Annotated in this window: 15 protein-coding genes; 12 read left to right on the top strand and 3 right to left on the bottom strand. The window is 70.8% G+C overall.

All coding sequences use genetic code 11. The annotated features are described in order from the left end of the window. Positions 1-297: 297 nt before the first annotated feature. The 11 genes from gatC (at position 298) to ABZX79_RS33170 (ending at position 14,788) form a co-directional block, all read left to right on the top strand. The gene (gene gatC / locus ABZX79_RS33120) at positions 298-594 is read left to right on the top strand and encodes an Asp-tRNA(Asn)/Glu-tRNA(Gln) amidotransferase subunit GatC (RefSeq protein ID WP_015036350.1); all 297 of its coding nucleotides are present in this window, start codon (positions 298-300) and stop codon (positions 592-594) included. A 2-nt stretch (positions 595-596) separates the two neighbouring features. Beyond that, positions 597-2,093, top strand: coding sequence for an Asp-tRNA(Asn)/Glu-tRNA(Gln) amidotransferase subunit GatA (gene gatA, locus ABZX79_RS33125; RefSeq protein WP_355266150.1), 1,497 nt, complete (start codon positions 597-599; stop codon positions 2,091-2,093). A 5-nt stretch (positions 2,094-2,098) separates the two neighbouring features. Next, positions 2,099-2,332: a hypothetical protein gene (locus ABZX79_RS33130; protein ID WP_355266302.1), complete on the top strand. Its 234-nt coding sequence runs from the start codon at positions 2,099-2,101 to the stop codon at positions 2,330-2,332. A 16-nt stretch (positions 2,333-2,348) separates the two neighbouring features. Continuing rightward, positions 2,349-3,860, top strand: a complete 1,512-nt coding sequence (gene gatB, locus ABZX79_RS33135; protein WP_355266153.1) for an Asp-tRNA(Asn)/Glu-tRNA(Gln) amidotransferase subunit GatB — start codon at positions 2,349-2,351, stop codon at positions 3,858-3,860. A gap of 205 nt (positions 3,861-4,065) precedes the next feature. Further along, a complete protein-coding gene (efeB, locus tag ABZX79_RS33140) occupies positions 4,066-5,331 on the top strand; it encodes an iron uptake transporter deferrochelatase/peroxidase subunit (RefSeq protein WP_355266156.1) in 1,266 nt (421 codons plus the stop codon). Between the two features lie 116 nt (positions 5,332-5,447). Further along, complete coding sequence (locus ABZX79_RS33145) at positions 5,448-7,547, top strand: phosphocholine-specific phospholipase C (protein ID WP_355266159.1); 2,100 nt, start codon at positions 5,448-5,450, stop codon at positions 7,545-7,547. A 178-nt stretch (positions 7,548-7,725) separates the two neighbouring features. Further along, positions 7,726-9,945, top strand: a complete 2,220-nt coding sequence (locus ABZX79_RS33150; RefSeq protein ID WP_355266162.1) for an MMPL family transporter — start codon at positions 7,726-7,728, stop codon at positions 9,943-9,945. A gap of 15 nt (positions 9,946-9,960) precedes the next feature. Then, a complete protein-coding gene (locus ABZX79_RS33155) occupies positions 9,961-10,518 on the top strand; it encodes a GNAT family protein (protein ID WP_355266165.1) in 558 nt (185 codons plus the stop codon). A 35-nt stretch (positions 10,519-10,553) separates the two neighbouring features. Further along, the gene (locus ABZX79_RS33160) at positions 10,554-11,210 is read left to right on the top strand and encodes a hypothetical protein (protein ID WP_355266168.1); all 657 of its coding nucleotides are present in this window, start codon (positions 10,554-10,556) and stop codon (positions 11,208-11,210) included. Positions 11,211-11,381: 171 nt separating this feature from the next. After that, a complete protein-coding gene (locus tag ABZX79_RS33165; RefSeq protein WP_355266171.1) occupies positions 11,382-11,567 on the top strand; it encodes a hypothetical protein in 186 nt (61 codons plus the stop codon). Positions 11,568-11,671: 104 nt separating this feature from the next. Continuing rightward, a complete protein-coding gene (locus ABZX79_RS33170) occupies positions 11,672-14,788 on the top strand; it encodes an AAA family ATPase (RefSeq protein ID WP_355266305.1) in 3,117 nt (1,038 codons plus the stop codon). Here the strand turns inward: ABZX79_RS33170 and ABZX79_RS33175 are convergent. The 3 genes from ABZX79_RS33175 to ABZX79_RS33185 form a co-directional block, all read right to left on the bottom strand. Beyond that, positions 14,751-14,930 (bottom strand): DUF6191 domain-containing protein, encoded by a 180-nt coding sequence (locus ABZX79_RS33175; RefSeq protein WP_355266174.1) that lies wholly within the window; start codon positions 14,928-14,930, stop codon positions 14,751-14,753. The two genes, ABZX79_RS33170 and ABZX79_RS33175, sit on opposite strands and share 38 nt — an antisense overlap. Before the next feature lie 78 nt (positions 14,931-15,008). Beyond that, entirely contained in the window at positions 15,009-16,190 is a 1,182-nt protein-coding gene (locus ABZX79_RS33180; protein WP_355266177.1) for a PQQ-dependent sugar dehydrogenase, read from the bottom strand. A 311-nt stretch (positions 16,191-16,501) separates the two neighbouring features. Further along, positions 16,502-17,494: an aldo/keto reductase gene (locus tag ABZX79_RS33185; RefSeq protein ID WP_355266180.1), complete on the bottom strand. Its 993-nt coding sequence runs from the start codon at positions 17,492-17,494 to the stop codon at positions 16,502-16,504. A 75-nt stretch (positions 17,495-17,569) separates the two neighbouring features. Between ABZX79_RS33185 and ABZX79_RS33190 the strand changes: the two genes are divergently transcribed. After that, positions 17,570-18,508, top strand: coding sequence for a 2-hydroxyacid dehydrogenase (locus ABZX79_RS33190; protein ID WP_355266183.1), 939 nt, complete (start codon positions 17,570-17,572; stop codon positions 18,506-18,508). The last annotated feature ends 311 nt before the right edge of the window (positions 18,509-18,819 follow it).

Consider the following 18,819-nt stretch of genomic DNA (forward strand, 5'->3'; position numbering starts at 1 on the left):
GGGTGCGCCCGGCCTGGCGGCCGTGGGGCGGGTGCCCACCCGCCCGCAGGCGCCGACGGCGGGCATTGGCCACTGGAGCCCCGACGCAACTCACGCCCCCGCCGCACGGGCGGGCCGGGTGGGAGACCACCCGGCCGGAGGCCGGGGCACAGACCACCGGGCCGCACCCGGAAACGGCCCGCAGCGGGCACCAAGGCCGCCCGCGAGGCCGCCCCCGGCGAAACCGTTTCGTGGACAGGGGGCCCGGCCCCATAGGATTGGGCCAAAATCCACACACTCACCCCTGAGGATCGCTGCATGCCTGGCATCACGCGCGAGGAGGTCGCCCACCTCGCACGGCTGGCGCGTCTGGAGCTGAAGGGCGAAGAGCTCGATCACTTCGCCGGTCAGCTCGACGACATCATCGGCGCGGTCGCCCGCGTCTCCGAGGTCGCCGACCAAGACGTACCGCCGACCTCCCACCCGCTGCCGCTGACCAACGTCATGCGCGCGGACGAGGTCCGTCCGTCGCTCACCCCGGAGCAGGCCCTCTCCGGCGCCCCCGCCCAGGAGCAGCAGCGTTTCAAGGTGCCGCAGATCCTGGGGGAGGACTAGTCATGACCGAGCACATCATCAAGCTCACCGCCGCCGAGACCGCCGCGAAGATCGCTTCGGGCGAGCTCACGGCCGTCGAGGTGACCGAGGCCCACCTGGCCCGTATCGACGCCGTCGACGAGAAGGTGCACGCCTTCCTGTACGTGGACAGGGCCGGGGCGCTCGCCCAGGCTCGCGCCGTCGACGCGAAGCGGGCGAACGGCGAGAAGCTCGGCCCGCTGGCCGGCGTGCCGCTCGCGCTGAAGGACATCTTCACCACCGAGGGCGTCCCGACCACCGTCGGTTCGAAGATCCTCGAAGGCTGGATCCCGCCGTACGACGCCACGGTCACCCGGAAGCTCAAGGCGGCCGACGTCGTCATCCTCGGCAAGACCAACATGGACGAGTTCGCCATGGGGTCCTCGACGGAGAACAGCGCGTACGGCCCGACCGGCAACCCGTGGGACCTGACCAAGATCCCCGGCGGCTCCGGCGGCGGATCGAGCGCCGCGCTCGCCTCGTACCAAGCCCCGCTCGCCATCGGCACGGACACCGGCGGCTCCATCCGCCAGCCCGCCGCCGTCACCGGCACCGTCGGCGTGAAGCCGACGTACGGCGGCGTCTCCCGCTACGGCATGGTCGCGTTCAGCAGCAGCCTCGACCAGGGCGGGCCCTGCGCCCGTACGGTCCTGGACGCCGCGCTCCTGCACGAGGTCATTGCCGGGCACGACCCGCTCGACTCGACCTCGATCGACGCCCCGGTCCCGCCGGTCGTCGAGGCCGCCCGCAACGGCTCCGTCGTCGGCATGCGCGTCGGCGTCGTCAAGCAGTTCCGCGGCGAGGGCTACCAGGCCGGTGTCCTCCAGCGCTTCGACGAGTCCGTCGAGCTGATGCGCGAGCTCGGCGCCGAGATCGTCGAGCTGGACTGCCCGTCCTTCGACCTCGCGCTCTCCGCGTACTACCTCATCGCCCCCTCCGAGTGCTCCTCCAACCTGGCCCGCTTCGACGCCATGCGCTACGGCCTGCGGGTCGGCGACGACGGTACGAAGTCCGCCGAGGAGGTCACCGCCCTCACCCGTGAGGCCGGCTTCGGCGACGAGGTCAAGCGCCGGATCATTCTCGGTACGTACGCGCTCAGCTCCGGCTACTACGACGCGTACTACGGATCCGCCCAGAAGGTCCGTACGCTCATCACGCAGGACTTCGAGAAGGCCTTCGAGAAGGTCGACGTGATCGTTTCGCCGACCACGCCCACCACCGCCTTCCCGATCGGCGAGCGCGCCGACGACCCGATGGCGATGTACCTCGCGGACCTGTGCACGATCCCGACCAACCTGGCCGGCAACGCCGCCATGTCGCTGCCCTGCGGCCTGGCGCCCGAGGACGGCATGCCGGTCGGTCTCCAGATCATCGCCCCGGCCATGAAGGACGACCGCCTTTACAAGGTGGGCGCTGCCGTAGAGGCGGCCTTCGTGGAAAAGTGGGGCCACCCGCTGCTCGAGGAGGCACCGTCGCTGTGAGCCCAATGACCGTCAAGGCCAAGGGATTCAAGAATTCCAAGGTCGGTACGTACCTGTCGATCGGCACCACCGCTTTCGGAGCGATCAGCGTCGTCAAGCAGGCCAGGATGGCCCGCCGGGACAACGACACGCTCCGGCTCGTCGACGCCGTCGTCTCCGCCGCCGCCATCGCCACCGGCATCGCTCTGCTCTATCGCGAGCTGAAGAAGCTCGGCGACGACGACGTTCTGCTGGGCTGAGAGGGAAAGTTTCACCGTGACCGTCACTGAACTTGTGCCGTACGAGGACGCCCTCGCGGCCTACGACCCCGTCATGGGCCTCGAGGTCCACGTCGAGCTCGGCACAAAGACGAAGATGTTCTGCGGCTGCTCCACGGAGCTCAAGCAGGACGCCAACAGCCAGACCTGCCCCACCTGCCTGGGGCTGCCCGGCTCGCTCCCGGTCGTCAACGCGATCGGCGTCGAGTCGGCCATCAAGATCGGCCTCGCGCTCAACTGTGAGATCGCCGAATGGTGCCGCTTCGCCCGGAAGAACTACTTCTATCCGGACATGCCGAAGAACTTCCAGACCTCGCAGTACGACGAGCCGATCGCCTTCAACGGCTATCTGGACGTCCAGCTGGAGGACGGCGAGATCTTCCGCGTGCAGATCGAGCGCGCCCACATGGAGGAGGACACCGGCAAGTCGCTGCACGTCGGCGGCGCGACGGGCCGTATCCACGGCGCGTCGCACTCCCTCCTGGACTACAACCGGGCCGGCATCCCGCTGATCGAGATCGTCACCAAGCCGATCGAGGGCGCGGGCACGCGTGCCCCCGAGGTCGCGAAGGCGTACGTCGCCGAGCTGCGCGAGCTCATCAAGGCGCTCGGCGTCTCCGAGGCGCGCATGGAGCAGGGCCAGATGCGCTGCGACGTGAACCTCTCGCTGCGGCCGCACGGCCGTGAGGAGTTCGGTACGCGCTCCGAGACGAAGAACGTCAACTCCCTTCGCTCGGTGGAGCGTGCGGCCCGCTTCGAGATCCAGCGGCATGCCGCGGTGCTCAACTCCGGCGGCACGATCGTGCAGGAGACGCGGCACTTCCACGAGGAGGACGGCTCCACCACGGCCGGCCGCATCAAGGACAACGCCGAGGACTACCGGTACTTCCCGGAGCCGGACCTGGTCCCGGTGGCTCCTGCCCGTGAGTGGGTCGAGGAGCTGCGCCGCGGTCTGCCCGAGCTGCCGCGGGTACGCCGCAACCGTCTCCGCGAGGAGTGGGGCGTAAGCGAGCACGACATGCAGTCGATGCTGAACGCCGGTGCGATCGACCCGATCGTCGCCACCATCGAGGCGGGCGCGGACGCCGCTTCGGCGCGCAAGTGGTGGATGGGCGAGCTGGCCCGTAACGCCAACGAGTCCGGCCGCGACCTCGCGTCGCTGCCGATCACGCCCGAGCAGGTCGCCCGCGTCACCGCCCTGGTGAAGGAGGGCTCGCTGAACGACAAGCTGGCCCGCCAGGTCATCGAAGGCGTCCTCGCGGGCGAGGGCGGCCCGGACGAGGTCGTCGAGAAGCGCGGCCTGAAGGTGGTCTCGGACGAGGGCGCGCTGGGCACGGCCGTGGACGAGGCCATCGCGGCCAACGCCGGCATCGCGGACAAGATCCGCAGCGGCAAGGTCGCGGCGGCCGGCGCGCTGGTCGGCGCGGTCATGAAGGCCACCCGGGGCCAGGCGGACGCGGCGCGCGTGCGCGAGCTGATCCTGGAGAAGCTGGGCGTGACCGAGGGCTGACGCCCGCGTCTTGTACGTACGCCAAGGGGCGGTGCACCGGTGGAACTGCCGGTGCGCCGCCCCTTGGCCGTCCGTCCGATTGGTCGGCACACCCCTGCGTGAAAATCCAAGGGCCGGGGAAGTGTCGTTCCGGTCCGTCGATGCTCTTCGTTCAGAATCACGCGGGTTGAGCCAACGGGTCGTGCAACGACAGGACGGCAGAACGATGAGACGTGACGAGACCGGCGAGCACGACGCCCACCGACACCACGACGGACGACGGAGGTTTCTTCAGCAGGCCGCTGGTTTCGCCGGGGTGACGGCCGCCGGATTCACAAGCGTGGAAGCGCATGCCGCACACGCGGTCAAGGATGGTGCTCCGACCCTGACCACCGGAGGCGGTCACGGGACAGCGCCCAGCGTCCCCTTCCACGGTCTGCACCAGGCAGGCATCGTGACCCCGCAGCAGTCCTTCGCCGCGTTCATCGCCTTCGACGTGCTGACAGAGGACCGCGAAGAACTCGTGGAACTGTTCAAGACGCTCACCGAGCGGGCCCGTCTCCTGGTCCGTGGCAGGAAGCCCAAGGACGCGAGCGTCGCCGCGGAGCCGAAGACCCAGGACGCTCTGACCATCACGGTCGGCGTGGGCGCTTCGCTCTTCGACGACCGGTTCGGCCTCGCACCGAGGCGGCCGCGCTTCCTTACGGCGATGCCCGAGTTTCCAGGCGACGTACTGGATCCGGAGTCCTGTCACGGTGATGTCTCCCTGCAGATCTGTGCCCGGCATCCCGACGCCGTCGTACACGTGATCCGGGACATCGCACGCCACACCAACGGCAAACTACGGCCCCGGTGGCGCGCGGACGGCTTCCTCAACCCGGCCCGGCCCTCCGGCGCGTCCCGCACGTTCGTCGGCTTCAAGGACGGGATCGTCCATCCGGACACGAAGTCGTCCAAGGAAATGGACCGGCTGGTGTGGGTGAAGCCGTCCTCCGGCGAACCGGCCTGGGCCCAGGACGGCTCCTATCAAGTGATCCGCCTCATTCGCTTTCACGTGGAGGCCTGGGACCGGGTGCCGATCGCGGCCCAGGAGAAGATCTTCGGCCGTCACAAAGCGAGCGGAGCTCCTCTGGACGGCCGGCGTGAAGCGGACCTGCCGAACTACCGCAAGGACCCGCAAGGGAAGAAGATCCCTCTCAACGCACACATCCGCCTCGCCAACCCCCGTACCGCCGAAACCGCCGACTCCCTCCTTCTGCGCCGGAGTTACAACTACGACAGGGGTTTCGACACCGACGGAAGCCTCGACCTCGGACTGGCCTTCTGCTGCTACCAGCAGAACGTCGTCCGGCAGTTCGCCGCCATTCAGCGCCGGCTCGCCGGCGAGCCGCTGGCGGAATTCGTCTCACCGACCGGCGGCGGTTACTTCTTCGCGCTCCCCGGAGTACGAAACGCCTCCGACTGGTTCGGTTCCACTTTGCTGAAGACCTGACGGCCCGGTCAGTGCCGGGTGCCGAGGACGTTCACCGGTGCGCCGTCCGTACGCCTTCCCTTTGTCATTGCGTGTGATTAGCGTCCCCGCCGTCACACCTGACTCAGGAGGATCAATTGGCCACTGACATATCCCGGCGGCGGCTGCTCGCACTCGGCGGGGGCGCGCTCGGCGCGGCCGCTGCGGGGTCTCTGCTGCCCCCGTCGCTCCAGGCCGCGCTCGCAGCCGAACCGCCGTCCGGCGGGCTGCGTGCCGTCAAGCACGTGGTCGTCCTGATGCAGGAGAACCGGTCCTTCGACCACTACTTCGGGACCCTGCGCGGAGTCCGCGGATTCGGTGACCGCAACGCGGTGGAGCTGCCGTCGGGGAACCCGGTCTTCGAGCAGCCGGCGCCGCCCCGCACGGTGCTGCCCTTCCCCGTCCGGGACGCGGCCGAGGCGCAGAAGAAGGACCTCCAGTACATCGGCGACCTCGACCACTCGTGGGGCGGCGGCGCCAAGGCCTGGAACCAGGGGTGGATGGACGGGTGGGTGTCGGCCAAGACCGCCGCCACCATGGCGTACTACGACCGCCGCGACCTGCCACTGCACTACGAGCTCGCGGACACCTTCACCATCTGCGACGCCTACCACTCCTCCATCCATACGTCGACGAGCCCCAACCGGAACCACCTGTGGAGCGGGTGGACCGGTAACGAGGCCGACGGCAGCCGCGCCGTCACCAATGCGGCGTACGCCGAGGGCACCCACCCGGGCTACCCGTGGCCGACGTACGCCGAGCGGCTGGAGAAGGCGGGGCGCAGCTGGCAGACGTACCAGGAGTGGGAGAACTTCACCGACAACAACATCGAGTTCTTCACGGTCTTCAAGAAGATCGCCCGCAAGGCGCTCGCGAAGGTCCCTGGTGGCTTCACCTACATGGAGGCGTTCTACGCCAAGGTCCGGGAGACTGGCGACGCCGCGGAGCGCGAGAAGCTGCTCGCCGCGCTGGAGGAGGGCGTGGCCACGCTGACGGAGGCCGAGCGCTCCCTCTTCGAGCGCGGCCTGCGGCGAGGAGCGACCGGCAGCCTCGCCGATCAGTTCCGGGCCGACGTGGCGGCGGGCACGCTGCCCGAGGTGTCCTACCTGGTGCCTTCGGCGCTCGACTCGGAGCACCCCGGCTCCTCTTCGCCGATCGCCAGCGCCTCGCTCGTCTACCAGGTGCTGGACGCGCTCGGTTCGCATCCGGACGTGTGGCGGCACACCGTCGTGCTGATCAATTACGACGAGAACGACGGGTTCTTCGATCACGTGCCGCCGCCCGTGCCGCCCGCCGACAACACCGACGAGCGGTGGCAGGGGCGCCCGACCGGGCTCGGGATCAGGGTCCCGATGCTGGTGGTCTCGCCGTGGACGGTCGGCGGTTACGTCTGCTCCGAGGTCTTCGACCACACCTCCGTCATCCGCTTCCTGGAGCGGTGGACCGGCATCGAGGAGCCCAACATCACGCCCTGGCGGCGTACGGTCACCGGCGATCTGACCTCGGCGTTCGACTTCAAGCGCGGGCGCCGGCAGCCCCCGGTGGAGCAGCCGGGGGCGATACCGCCGTTCACGGGCCGCTGGCGGCCCGTTCCGCCGCTGGTGCAGCACATGCCCGTACAGGAGGAGGGGACGCGGCCGGCCCGCCCGCTGCCGTACCAGCCGGACGCGCACGGCAAGGTGGACGACACCACCTTCAAGGTCGCCCTCAGCAATACGGGGCGCGCGAGCGCGCACTTCACCCTCTACCCGTACGCCGGTGAGTTCGCCATTCCGCAGCACCGGGATGTAAGGGGCGCGGCGCAATGGGCGGTACCCCTTACGCGTGACGCCTACCGCTTCACGATCACCGGGCCGAACGGCTTCCGCCGCGAGTTCGCCGGTAGGAAGACGGGCGTCGCCGAGGTCTCCTCGTACCTCGACGCACGCGACCGTGACCTGCACCTCACGCTGGTCAACCGGGGCAGGACGCCGCTGACCTTCACGGTGCGGACGCTGGCGTACGCCGACGGGGCCGGCCGCGGCGAGGGCCGGCCCCGCCAGGTCACCGTGAAGCCGGGCCGCAGCCGCACCGTCGTGCACTCCGCCGCCGACGCGCACGGGTGGTACGACTTGGCGATCACCGTTACGGGTGATGACGCTTTCCGCAGGCGCCTCATGGGGCACATAGAGAACGGGCGCGCGAGCGTCTCAGGCTGACGCACCGGGTGGTACGCGGGAGCCCGGGAGCTGCCCCTGGCTCCCGCGACTCCTGTGACAATGCGCACGAATGGGACAAAGGATCACGTTCAGCTGTCAAAGTTGCTGATCGTAGGTCTTGAGTTCTTTGCGGGTTGGTCCCGGTAAAGATCCACGAACCACTCAGGGAGCAAACCCGTTGGCAGCAATCGCCCGGTGGTGCGTCAAGCACCGCTTCGCATCGGTCCTGCTCTGGCTGCTCGCGCTCGGCGCGGTGGCCGGAGCCGCCGGAGTCGCAGGTTCGGCGTACTCCAACGACTACGAGGTGCCGGGCACCGAGTCGGGCCGCGCCACCGCCCTCCTCGACGCCGGATTCGACGGCAGGGGTGGCGACAGCAACACCGTCGTCTGGCACACCGCGGGCAACACCACCGTCCAGGCCGCCGGAGTCGAGCAGTCGATGACGCGGACGCTCGACGCGATAGAGGACCTCCCGGGTGTGGCGAGCGTCGTCAGCCCGTACGAGCGCGAGGGCGCCGCGCAGATCAGCAAGGACGGGCACACCGCCTACGCGACCGTCACCTTCGACCCGCAGGCCGACGACGTCCTCCAGCCGCGCGCACAGGCACTCGTCGACGCCGCCAAGGGCGCGGAGACCGATCGGCTCCAGGTGGAGCTCGGCGGTACCGCCATCGGCCTCACCGAGGCCCCCGACTCGCACCTCAGCGAGGTCGTCGGGGTCGTCGTAGCGGCCGTCGTCCTCTTCGTCGCCTTCGGCTCGCTCGCCGCCAGCCTGCTGCCCATCGCGACCGCCCTGGTCAGCGTCGGCACGGCGTACGCGGGCACCGTACTGCTCGGCCGCGTCATGACGGTCGCCGACTTCGCGCCGATGCTCGGCATGCTGGTCGGGCTGGGCGTCGGCATCGACTACGCCCTGTTCATCGTCACCCGGCACCGCAAGGGGCTGCGCCGCGGCCTCTCCGTAGCCGACTCGGCGGCGAACGCGGTCGCCACCACCGGCCGCGCGGTCGTCTTCGCCGGCGCCACCGTCTGCATCGCCCTGCTCGGCATGCTGATACTGCGACTGTCCTTCCTCAACGGCGTCGCCATCGCCGCGTCGCTGACCGTCGTCCTGACCGTCGCCGCCTCGGTGACGCTGCTGCCCGCCCTGCTCTCCCTCATCGGCATGAGGGCGCTGAGCCGGCGCGAACGCAGGCAGCTGATCGAACACGGCCCGCAGCCCGAGCTGCCCACCGGCTTCGCCGCCCGCTGGTCCGCGTTCGTCGAGCGCCACCCCAAGCTGCTCGGCCTGGTCGCCGCCGTCGTCATGCTGGTCCTCGCACTGCCCACGCTGGGACTCCACCTGGGCACGTCCGACCAGGGCAACAACCCGGCGTCCTCGACGACCCGCTCGGCGTACGACCTGATCGCCGACGGCTTCGGCCCCGGCAGCAACGGTCCGCTGACCCTCGTCGCCGAGGTCGACGGCCGTGACGACCGCACCGCGATGAACGCGCTCGCCGGCACGGTGCGCGGCGCCGACGGTGTGGCGTCCGTCAGCCCGGTGGCGTACAACAACACCGGCGACACGGCCGCACTCACCGTCGTACCCGAGTCGTCGCCGCAGTCGAAGGACACCAGCGACCTGGTCGACCGGCTGCGCGACAGCGTCCTGCCGCAGGCCGAGCGGGGCACGTCGCTGGAGGTGTACGTCGGCGGGATCACCGCGAGCTACGACGACTTCGCCCAGGTCATCATCGGCAAGCTGCCGCTCTTCGTCAGCATCGTGATCGCCCTCGGCTGCGCCCTGCTGCTGCTCGCCTTCCGCAGCGTCGGCATCCCGCTCAAGGCCGCCCTGATGAACGTCCTCGCCGTCGCCTCCTCCTTCGGAGTCGTCGTGGCCGTCTTCCAGTGGGGCTGGGGGAGCGAGCTGCTGGGGCTCGGCAGTGCGGGGCCGATCGAGCCGTTCCTGCCGGTGATCATGGTGTCGGTGCTCTTCGGGCTGTCGATGGATTACCAGGTCTTCCTGGTCAGCCGGATGTACGAGGAGTGGCTGGAGACCGGTGACAACCGGCGGGCGGTGCGGGTCGGCCTCGCCGAGACCAGCCGCGTGATCAACTCCGCGGCCGTGATCATGATCTCGGTCTTCCTCGCCTTCGTGCTCAGCGGCGACCGCGTGATCGCGATGTTCGGCATCGCCCTCGCGGCGGCCGTCGCCCTGGACGCGTTCGTCCTCCGTACGCTCCTGGTGCCCGCCCTCATGCACATGCTGGGCGGCGCGAACTGGTGGCTGCCGAAGCGGTTCGACCGGTGGCTCCCGCGCATCAGCATCGAACCCCCCGAGTGCCTTACGGCGCATGGCAAGATCGAGGAACAGCGCACGGGCACGTCAAAAGAGTCCCAGGAGCTCGTGCCATAACAGGCGGGGAGCACGATGTTCGCGATACAGCTGGGTGACAGTGGTGAGGACGCGGCGCTGCGCCCCCTGGAGCCGTGGCAGGCCGGGGAGTTCCTGGCCCACATGGACCGGGGGCGCGAGTACATCGGCCGGTACATCGGGCTCGCGGCAGCCGCCACCGACCTCGACTCGGCGCGGGCCTTCCTCCAGTCGTACGCCGAGAAGCAGGCCGCGGACGCCGGCCGCATCTACGGCATCTGGCTCGACGGCACGCTCGTCGGCGGGGTCCTCTTCCGTACCTTCGACGCGGCGGCGGGCAACTGCGAGGCAGGCTGCTGGCTGGAGGAGGCGGCGGTGGGGCGCGGTCTGGTCACGCGCGCCACGCGGGCGCTGATCGACTGGGCGGTGGACGAGCGGGGGATGCACCGCGTGGAGTGGCTGGTGGCGTCCGCGAACACCGCCAGCGTCAATGTGGCGAAGCGGCTCGGGATGACGCGGGACGCCGTACTGCGCGAAAGCAACCCCTATCGGGGCGTACGGCACGACATGGAGATCTGGTCGGTGCTGGCACGGGAGTGGCGCGAGGGGCGTTAAGAAAGCTCTCAGAAACGGCACCTAGCGTGCGGCGTATGACAGCCACAGCCCGCACCCAGTCCGACGAAGCAGCCGACGAGGCCGCCGCCACCTCAGGCGCGCCCGACAAGGGCGACGAGATCGCCGCAGTAGACACCAAGAAGGCCGCTGACCAGGACGACGTCACGGTTGAGGGCAGCGAGGGCGCTGACGCCGCACTCGATGACGAGGCCGACGACGATGCCGACGACGCCGACGACCTCGACGAGGCCCCGCGTGCCACGTCCGCGGGCGTCGGCGCGGGCGCCGCCGCCGTGGTCTCCACGGTGCTCGGCTTCGCGGCCCTCTCCGGGACCTGGATCAGCGAGGTCGTGTCCGAGCGCCAGAGGATCGTCGGCCAGTTGGGGACCCCGCAGACCGCCGCCCCCGCCGAACAGATCGCGGCGATGTACGGCGACCCCTGGCACCTGACCGCCCTCGTCAACGGCGGCTTCGCGCTGCTCGCGCTCGTCGTCGCCGTCGGCGTGCTGGCCCGCCCGCTCTTCGGTACGCCCGCCGCGAGCGAGCAGTCCCCGTGGGTCCGCTCCTTCGCCTGGGCGGGCGTCGCCCTCGGCGTCCTGGGGCTGCTCCTCTCCGCCGGGATGTACCTCGACCTCTTCGCCTCGATGCCTACGCCGCCCGCGGCGGGAACGGGCGCGGGAGCAGGCCAGTAAGGCAGCCCGACCAAGGGCCTTAGGGACGTACGCACCCGCGCGCGTACGTCCCTAAGGCCCTTCGTGCTGCCAAGATGCGGCACTCTCCCGATGCGCGAGGGGCCCCTGGGAAACGAAAGTTGAGACATCGCAGAAAGCGACCTCAGCGAACAACCCACCAGGGAGCACACCGTGTTCGAGCTCGAGATCCAGCAGCAGCACGCGGCCGAACTGATGCGCCTGGCAGCCACCGAGCGCCTCGCACGGCAGGCCGCCAAGGCCCGCAGGGCCGACCGCCGCGCCGCCCGCGCGTCCGGGCAGAAAGCATCCGAGGGGCCGGTGAGTTCGCTGCGCAGCCGGTTCGCACGGGCCGCGTGACGGCGGCCTGACGGCGGCGTGACGGACACGAAATGACTGTCGTGCCCTTGGTCAGTGCCCAAGTGAATGCCCGTGCGGATGCCGAGATGTCGGACCCCTGTGCGATGCTCAGCGATGTGGAAACCAGGTCCGTCAGCCCGGTGTTCGTCGGCCGCGCCGGCGAACTGGCCCAGCTCACCGATGCGCTCGCCCGCGCCACCGCGGGCGAGCCGCAGGCGTTGCTCGTGGGCGGCGAGGCCGGGGTGGGCAAGACCCGGCTCGTCGAGGAGTTCTTCGCGGCGGCCTGCCGCCAGGACACGGTCGTCGTAGTGGGCGGCTGCGTCGAAATCGGCGCCGACGGGCTGCCGTTCGCGCCGTTCTCCACCGCCCTGCGCGCCCTGCGGCGCCGGCTGCCCGACGAGGTCGCCGCCGCGGCCGCGGGCCAGGAGGGCGAACTGGCCCGGCTGCTGCCCGAGCTCGGCGAGACCACCCGCGACCAGCACAGCGAAGACGGCATGACGCGCCTCTTCGAGCTGACCGTCCGCCTCCTGGAGCGCATCACCGCCGACCGTACGGTCGTCCTCGCCCTGGAAGACCTGCACTGGGCCGACACCTCCACCCGCCACCTCCTCGCGTACCTCTTCCGCACGTTGAGGCGAGGACGCCTGGTCGTCGTCGGCACCTACCGCGCGGACGACATCCACCGCCGCCACCCGCTGCGGCCCCTCCTGGCCGAACTCGACCGGCTGCGCACCGTCCGGCGGATCGAACTGTCCCGCTTCAACCGCTTGGAAGTGCACCGCCAGCTCACCGGAATCCTTGCCGCCGAACCGGAGACGGCCCTGGTCGAAGAGGTGTTCACGCGCTCCGACGGCAACGCGTTCTTCGTCGAGGAACTGGCCTCATGCATCGGGACCGGCTGCGCCACGGGCCTGAGCGACTCCCTGCGCGACGTGCTGCTCGTACGGGTCGAAGCGCTGCCCGACGACGCCCAGAAGGTCGCCAGGATCGTCGCCGAAGGCGGCTCCACCGTCGAATACCGGCTACTGCTCGCCGTCGCACAGCTTCCCGAGGACGATCTGATCGAGGCACTGCGGGCCGCCGTGGGCGCCAACCTGCTCCTCGCGACGCCGGACGGCGACGGCTACCGCTTCCGCCACTCCCTCGTGCGCGAGGCGCTCAGCGACGACCTGCTGCCCGGCGAGCGCTCCCGACTCAACCGGCGGTACGCCGAAGCGCTGGAGGCCGACCCCACGCTCGTACGGACCGACGAGTACGCCACGCGTCTCGCCAGCTTCTGGTACGCCGCGCACGACGCCGCGAAAGCCCTTCCCGCCGTACTGAAGGCCTCCGTGGAGGCCCGCCGCCGTCATGCCTACGCCGAGCAACTGCGCCTCCTGGAGCGCGCGATGGAGCTGTGGGACGACGCCCCCGCCGACGTACGCGCCGTGCTGCGGCCCCTGGACTACGCCGAGGTCTACCCGCCGTGCGGCTGCGACCCCGCGACCACGCCGCTGCGCTTCCTCGACCTCATGGCGGAAGCCACCGTCGCCGGCCGGTTCGGCGGCGAGCGGGAACGGGCGCTCAAGATTGCGAAGAAGGCCCTGCGGCTCCTGGAGGGTGAGGGTGACCCTCTGCGTGAGGCCTGGTTCTGGGTCCAGCGCGCCCGGCTGATATCGAACCTCGCCCGGGGCGACGGCTGGTCCGAGCTCGCCGCCGCTCGGGACCTCGTGCGCGGACTGCCGCCGTCCGCCGTGCACGCCGAAGTCCTGGCCCAGGTCGCGGGCTGGGGCATGCTGCACGAGCCCGGCCCGGACACCCTGGTCGCCGCCGAGCAGGCCGTGGAGTACGCGCGCATGGTCGGAGCGAAGGCCACCGAACTCACCGCGCGGACCACGCTCGGCGGCCTGATGGTCGACGCGGGGGACGTCGAGGGCGGCCTCGCCATGCTGTACGCCGTCAAGGAGCAGGCGGTAGAGCAGGGCATGGCCAGCGTGGCGGCCCGCGTCCACGTGAACCTGCCCTCCCATCTGGAGTCGGTGGGACGCTCCGGTGAGGCGGTACGCATCGCCGAGGAGGGCGTGGCCGTGTGCGAGAAGTTCGGCCTCCCGGACAGCGAAGCCTGGGTCCGCGGGAATCTCGCCGAGTCGCTCGTCTCCCTCGGCCGCTGGAGCGAGGCGGTCGAGCACGCCGTGTGCATCGAGCGCGCGTCCGTGCCCAGCGCCAAGCCCCGCGGCGCCGGCGCCTGGATACAGGCCGACGTGGCACGGGCCCGCGGCGAGCTGGCCGAGGCGGAGCAGCAATTGGCCGCCGCCCGCGCGTACTTCGGCAGCCACGACCCGATGCCCCAGCACGACCTGCCGGTGCACACGACGGGCCTGTCCCTCGCCGCCGCCCGGGGCCGCATCCTGGACGTCCGCGCCGGTTTCGCGCGGGCCGCCTCCACCGGCTTCCCCCTCGGCACCCACCGCTACGCCTGGCCCCTGCTGGCCGAAGCCGCCGCCGCCGAGGCGGACGCGCGCGGCCTCCCGGCGGCGGAGGCGGGCCGGACCGAGGCCCTGGAGCTGATCCGCGCCGGAGCGAAGCGGCTCGCCACGCCCGCGCCGCTGTGGCACGCCTACGACCGCTGGGTCCGCGCCGAGCTGCGCCGGGCCGAGGGCAACGCCGGCCCCGACGACTGGGCCGGCGTCGTCACCGCCTTCGAGGCCCTGGAGCGCCCGTACGACCTGGCCCGCGTCCGCCTGCGCTGGGCGGAGGCACTACTCGCCGCGTCCACCACGGGCGGCGGCGACGCCGGGGCGGCCGCGCCGGAGGCCGGTGCGGTGAGCCTTCGCGAGCTGAACGCCGACGAGCGCGAGCGGGCCGCCGAGCTGCTCCGCCTCGTCCGGGCCGCTGCGGAACACCTGGGGGCCCGCCCCCTCGCCGAGAGCGTAGCCCTGCTCACCCAGCGCGCACGCCTCTCGCTGGACACCCGGGCACCCGACGTCCCGGCGCTCACCGCGAGCCCGGCCGCGTCGCTCGGCCTGACCCCCCGCGAACAGGACGTACTGCGCCTGGTCGCGGTCGGCCGCAGCAACCGGCAGATCGCCGAGGAGCTCTACATCTCCCCCAAGACGGCGAGCGTCCACGTCTCCAACATCCTGGCCAAACTGGGCGTTTCGGGCCGGGGCGAGGCCGCGGCCCTGGCCCACCGGCTGCGGCTCTTCACCGACGCGCAGGACCAGACCCAGGCGGCCGGATGACGACCTTCCCCGAAGCGAGGTCTATCGGCCCCTGCCCCGGGTCCCCGTCCCCGACGTCGTCCCGCGACAGCTCAAGGCGCTGACGCTCGTCGTCGGTGTGCTTGCGGCCCGGCGCGAAGAGTTGCTCGATCATGTTGAACACGTGCCCCCCGGTCTTTAATCAGACGCAGCCTGGATCTGCCCTCCAGCGTAAGCACGCGGCCCCTGGAACAGGCCCGGCCTACTTCACCTCCAGGTTCAGGATCCGGTCGTCGCCCGGTTCCGGCGTGCCCCGGGTGTCCGTCTCGCTGGTGACCAGCCACAGCTTGTCGCCGCCGGCCGCCACCACCGTGCGCAGCCGGCCGTACTCCTCGGACAGGAACGACTCCGGGTCGGCCACCGGCTTCGTACCGTCCAGCGGAATCCGCCACAGCCGCTCGCCGCGCAGGCCCGCCATCCAGATCGATCCTGCGGCGTACGCGATCCCGCTCGGCGAGGCCTCGGACGTCTTCCACTGCGCGACCGGGTCGACGAACCCCTCCTGGCTGCCCTTGCCCTCGACCTCGGGCCAGCCGTAATTCTGGCCGGGGCGGATCTGATTCAGCTCGTCCCAGGTGTTCTGGCCGAACTCGGCCGCCCACAGCCGCTTCTCGCTGTCCCAGGCCAGACCCTGCACATTGCGGTGCCCGTACGAGTAGACGACCGAGTCCGCCTGCGGATTGCCGTGCACCGGCTCGCCGTCCGGGGTCATCCGCAGGATCTTGCCGCCCAGCGACTTCTTGTCCTGGGCCAGCCCCGTGTCGCCCGTCTCGCCCGTCCCGGCGTAAAGCATCTTGTCCGGGCCGAAGGCGATCCGCCCGCCGTTGTGGACCGTGCCCTTGGGGATGCCTCTCAAGATGGTGTCCGGCGCGCCGAGTTGCTGCCCGGCGGGCTTCTTCTCGTCGTACAGCATGCGGGCGATGCGGTTGTCGGACTCGGTGGTGAAGTACGCGTAGACCATGTGGTCCGAGGCGAAGTCGGGCGAGACGGCCAGGCCCATGAGGCCGCCCTCCCCGGCCGGAGCGACCCCCGTGACCGTGCCGATCTCGGTCTTCTCGCCGCTCTCGCCGTCGACGCGGGTGATCGTCCCCTCGTCGCGCGAGGAGACCAGCAGGTCGCCGTCGGGCAGCGGGGCGAGGCCCCAGGGCGACTTGAGGTCTTCGGTGAGCGTGCCCACCACTTTGACCGAGCCCTTCGCGGGGGGCGGGTCGGCGCGGGATCCGGAGCCGGGACCGGACGCGTCACCCGACGGCGACGTGGTGCCGCCGGGCGGTGTGGCCGTTGGAGCCGGCGCGTTCTCGCCCGCGCCGGAACACCCTGCGGTGAGCAGGAGAACGGCGGCAGCCACCACAGCTGTCACAGCAGGACGTTGCACGGTACGCATCCCTTCGACGGCCGGCAGTCGTTCGCCGGCGGCGGCTCTCACTCTTCATACACCGCTCGTGCGCGGAAGGTTCCGTTCTGGATCAGTCGGGCGCGCGGGTCGCCTGCGGCGGGCTTTCCCCTACCCGCCCCTTCCCGAACTGGGGGCAAGCCCCCAGGCTCCCCTACGCCCTGCGGGCGTGTCCTCAAACGCCGGACGGGCTGGATTTGCCGGGGTGAGGCTGGATATTGCCGCTTGCGGCAACTTCAGCCCCTCCGGCGTTTGAGGAGCGGGGTCTGGGGCGGAGTCCCGCGCGGCGGAGCCGCGAAACGTCAGTCCCACGAGCCCCGTGCCCGGGGCAGGCCCGCTATCTCCGCCAGGTCGTCCCCCGTGAGCCGCAGCGCCGCCGCCCGCGCGTTCTGTACCGCCCACCGCTCGCGCTTCGTCCCCGGCACCGGCACCACCTGGCGGCCGCGCCCCAGCACCCACGCCAGCGCCACCTGCGCCGGCGTCGCGCTGTGGCGCTCGGCGACGCGCCGCAGCCCCGCGACCACCGGCTGGTTCGCCGCCATCATCTCCGCGGTGAAGCGCGGATGCCTGGCCCGTACGTCGTCCGGCTCGAAGCCCTGCCCCGGCTTAAGCGTCCCCGTCAGGAAGCCGTTGCCCAGCGGCATGGCTGCCAGGAAACCGACTCCCCGCGCCTCACACCACGGCAGCAGCGCCGCCAGCGCCTCCGGCGACCACACCGACAGCTCGGCCTGCACCGCGCTCACCGGAAAGACCTGCTGCACCCGCTCCAGCTGACGAATCGTTCCGTCATGCATCCGCGCCCCGGGTCGCCGCGCCGCCCGCGCCCCCACCGCGCACACCCCGAGCGCCCGCACCTTTCCCGCGCGCACCAGGTCCGCCATGGCGCCCCACGTCTCCTCGACCGGCACCTCCGGATCCGGCCGGTGCAGCTGATAGAGATCGATCACATCCGTCTGCAGCCGCCGCAGCGAAGCGTCACACGCCCGCTTCACGTATCCCGGGCGCCCATTGGCGACGATGTGCTGATCCCCGACCAGCAGCCCGCACTTCGTCGACACGAAGGCATCGGCGCGCCGCTCCCTGAGTACCCGCCCCAGGAGCAGCTCGTTGGTGAAGGGCCCGTACATGTCAGCCGTATCGAGCAGGCTGGACCCCGCGTCGAGCGCCGCGTGCACGGTACGCAGCGACCGGTCCCCGCGCTGCTGCGAGCCGGTGTACGCCCAGCTCATCGGCATGCATCCGAGTCCGATCGCGCCCACTTCGAGCGCTGCCGCACCGATTGTCCTGCGCTCCAACTCCCCGTACCCCTCCCTCTGCCGCTCCCAAAACTAACCTCTGTTCCCGGTCACCCTTCGCATAGCCTCGTGACCATGACTTCAGACGTATGGCTCCCCGTCCCCGCGGCCGAAATAGAAGGCCTTCCGGAGGGCTTCAATTACCGCTTCTGGGACGGTGGCCAGGACTTTCCCGCCGATCCCGCCGACTGCGCCTTCTACGTCGTCCCGTACATGAAGGGCATGGAGATTGCCGTACGCCCGCTCGCCGCGATGACGTCCGTACGGGCCGTCCAGACGCTCTCCGCCGGCATAGACCACGTCGAGCCCGGCCTGGGGGACCTGGGCGCCGGAGTGCGCCTGTGCAACGCCCGCGGCGTCCACGAGGCCAGCACTGCCGAGCTGACCCTCGCCCTGATCCTCGCTTCGCTGCGCGGCATACCCGGCTTCGTACGCGGCCAGGACAAGGAGGAATGGCGGGACGGCTTCTACCCGGCGCTCGCCGACAAGTCCGTTCTCATCGTCGGTTACGGCTCGATCGGTGCCGCCATCGAGGACCGGCTCACGCCCTTCGAGTGTGCGCGGGTGGCGCGCGTCGCGCGCTCCGCCCGTACAACGGCGCGCGGCCCCGTGCATCCACTGGCAGATCTGCCCGGACTGCTGCCCTTGGCCGATGTCGTGATTCTCTCCACCCCGCTCACGGAAGGGACCCAGGGTCTGGTGAACGCCGACTTCCTGTCCCGCATGAAGGACGGGGCGCTGCTGGTGAACGTCGCCCGCGGCCCCGTTGTCGACACCAAGGCACTCATCGCCGAGCTGGAAACGGGCCGGCTGCGAGCCGCCCTCGACGTCACCGACCCGGAGCCGCTTCCCGCAGGCCACCCCCTGTGGCACGCGCCCGGCCTGCTCATCAGCCCGCACGTGGGCGGCAGCACCTCGGCGTTCATGCCCCGCGCCAAGCGCCTGATGGCCGACCAGCTGACCCGCTTCGCCGCCGGGGTACCGCTGCGCAACATCGTCCTCACCACTCACTGACAGCCGCGCCGTCGACACACTCCGAAGCCACCCGAATGCGCGGCGTGCCGTCGACCACCTGAGCCGTCACGCAGAGTAGAGGAAGTATGTCCCTGAGTGACTGAATTGGTGTATCGTCCGGACCAAGGGGCTGCGCCGCGCGATATCACGGCGCTGGGGAGCGACCGGACTGTGAGGGGGGCGACGGGCGATGCACGGCGAATGGACCAAGGATCCGACGCGACGGGGCCACCGGCGACAACTCCCGTGCGATCCGGCGGGCAGGCCGGATCACCGGCTGCCCCCCGTCCCACAGCGGCTCTCCGTCCCTC

Origin of the sequence: Streptomyces sp. NPDC002994 (genome assembly GCF_040611155.1) — a bacterium.
Classification (GTDB): domain Bacteria; phylum Actinomycetota; class Actinomycetes; order Streptomycetales; family Streptomycetaceae; genus Streptomyces.

Coding starts and splice junctions, on each gene's coding strand:
- ABZX79_RS33160 (WP_355266168.1), top strand. CDS start 10,554: ATGACAGCCACAGCCCGCACCCAGTCCGACGAAGCAGCCGACGAGGCC.
- ABZX79_RS33180 (WP_355266177.1), bottom strand. CDS start 16,190: ATGCGTACCGTGCAACGTCCTGCTGTGACAGCTGTGGTGGCTGCCGCC.
- ABZX79_RS33190 (WP_355266183.1), top strand. CDS start 17,570: ATGACTTCAGACGTATGGCTCCCCGTCCCCGCGGCCGAAATAGAAGGC.
- ABZX79_RS33170 (WP_355266305.1), top strand. CDS start 11,672: ATGCTCAGCGATGTGGAAACCAGGTCCGTCAGCCCGGTGTTCGTCGGC.
- gatC (WP_015036350.1), top strand. CDS start 298: ATGCCTGGCATCACGCGCGAGGAGGTCGCCCACCTCGCACGGCTGGCG.
- ABZX79_RS33130 (WP_355266302.1), top strand. CDS start 2,099: ATGACCGTCAAGGCCAAGGGATTCAAGAATTCCAAGGTCGGTACGTAC.
- efeB (WP_355266156.1), top strand. CDS start 4,066: ATGAGACGTGACGAGACCGGCGAGCACGACGCCCACCGACACCACGAC.
- ABZX79_RS33155 (WP_355266165.1), top strand. CDS start 9,961: ATGTTCGCGATACAGCTGGGTGACAGTGGTGAGGACGCGGCGCTGCGC.
- gatA (WP_355266150.1), top strand. CDS start 597: ATGACCGAGCACATCATCAAGCTCACCGCCGCCGAGACCGCCGCGAAG.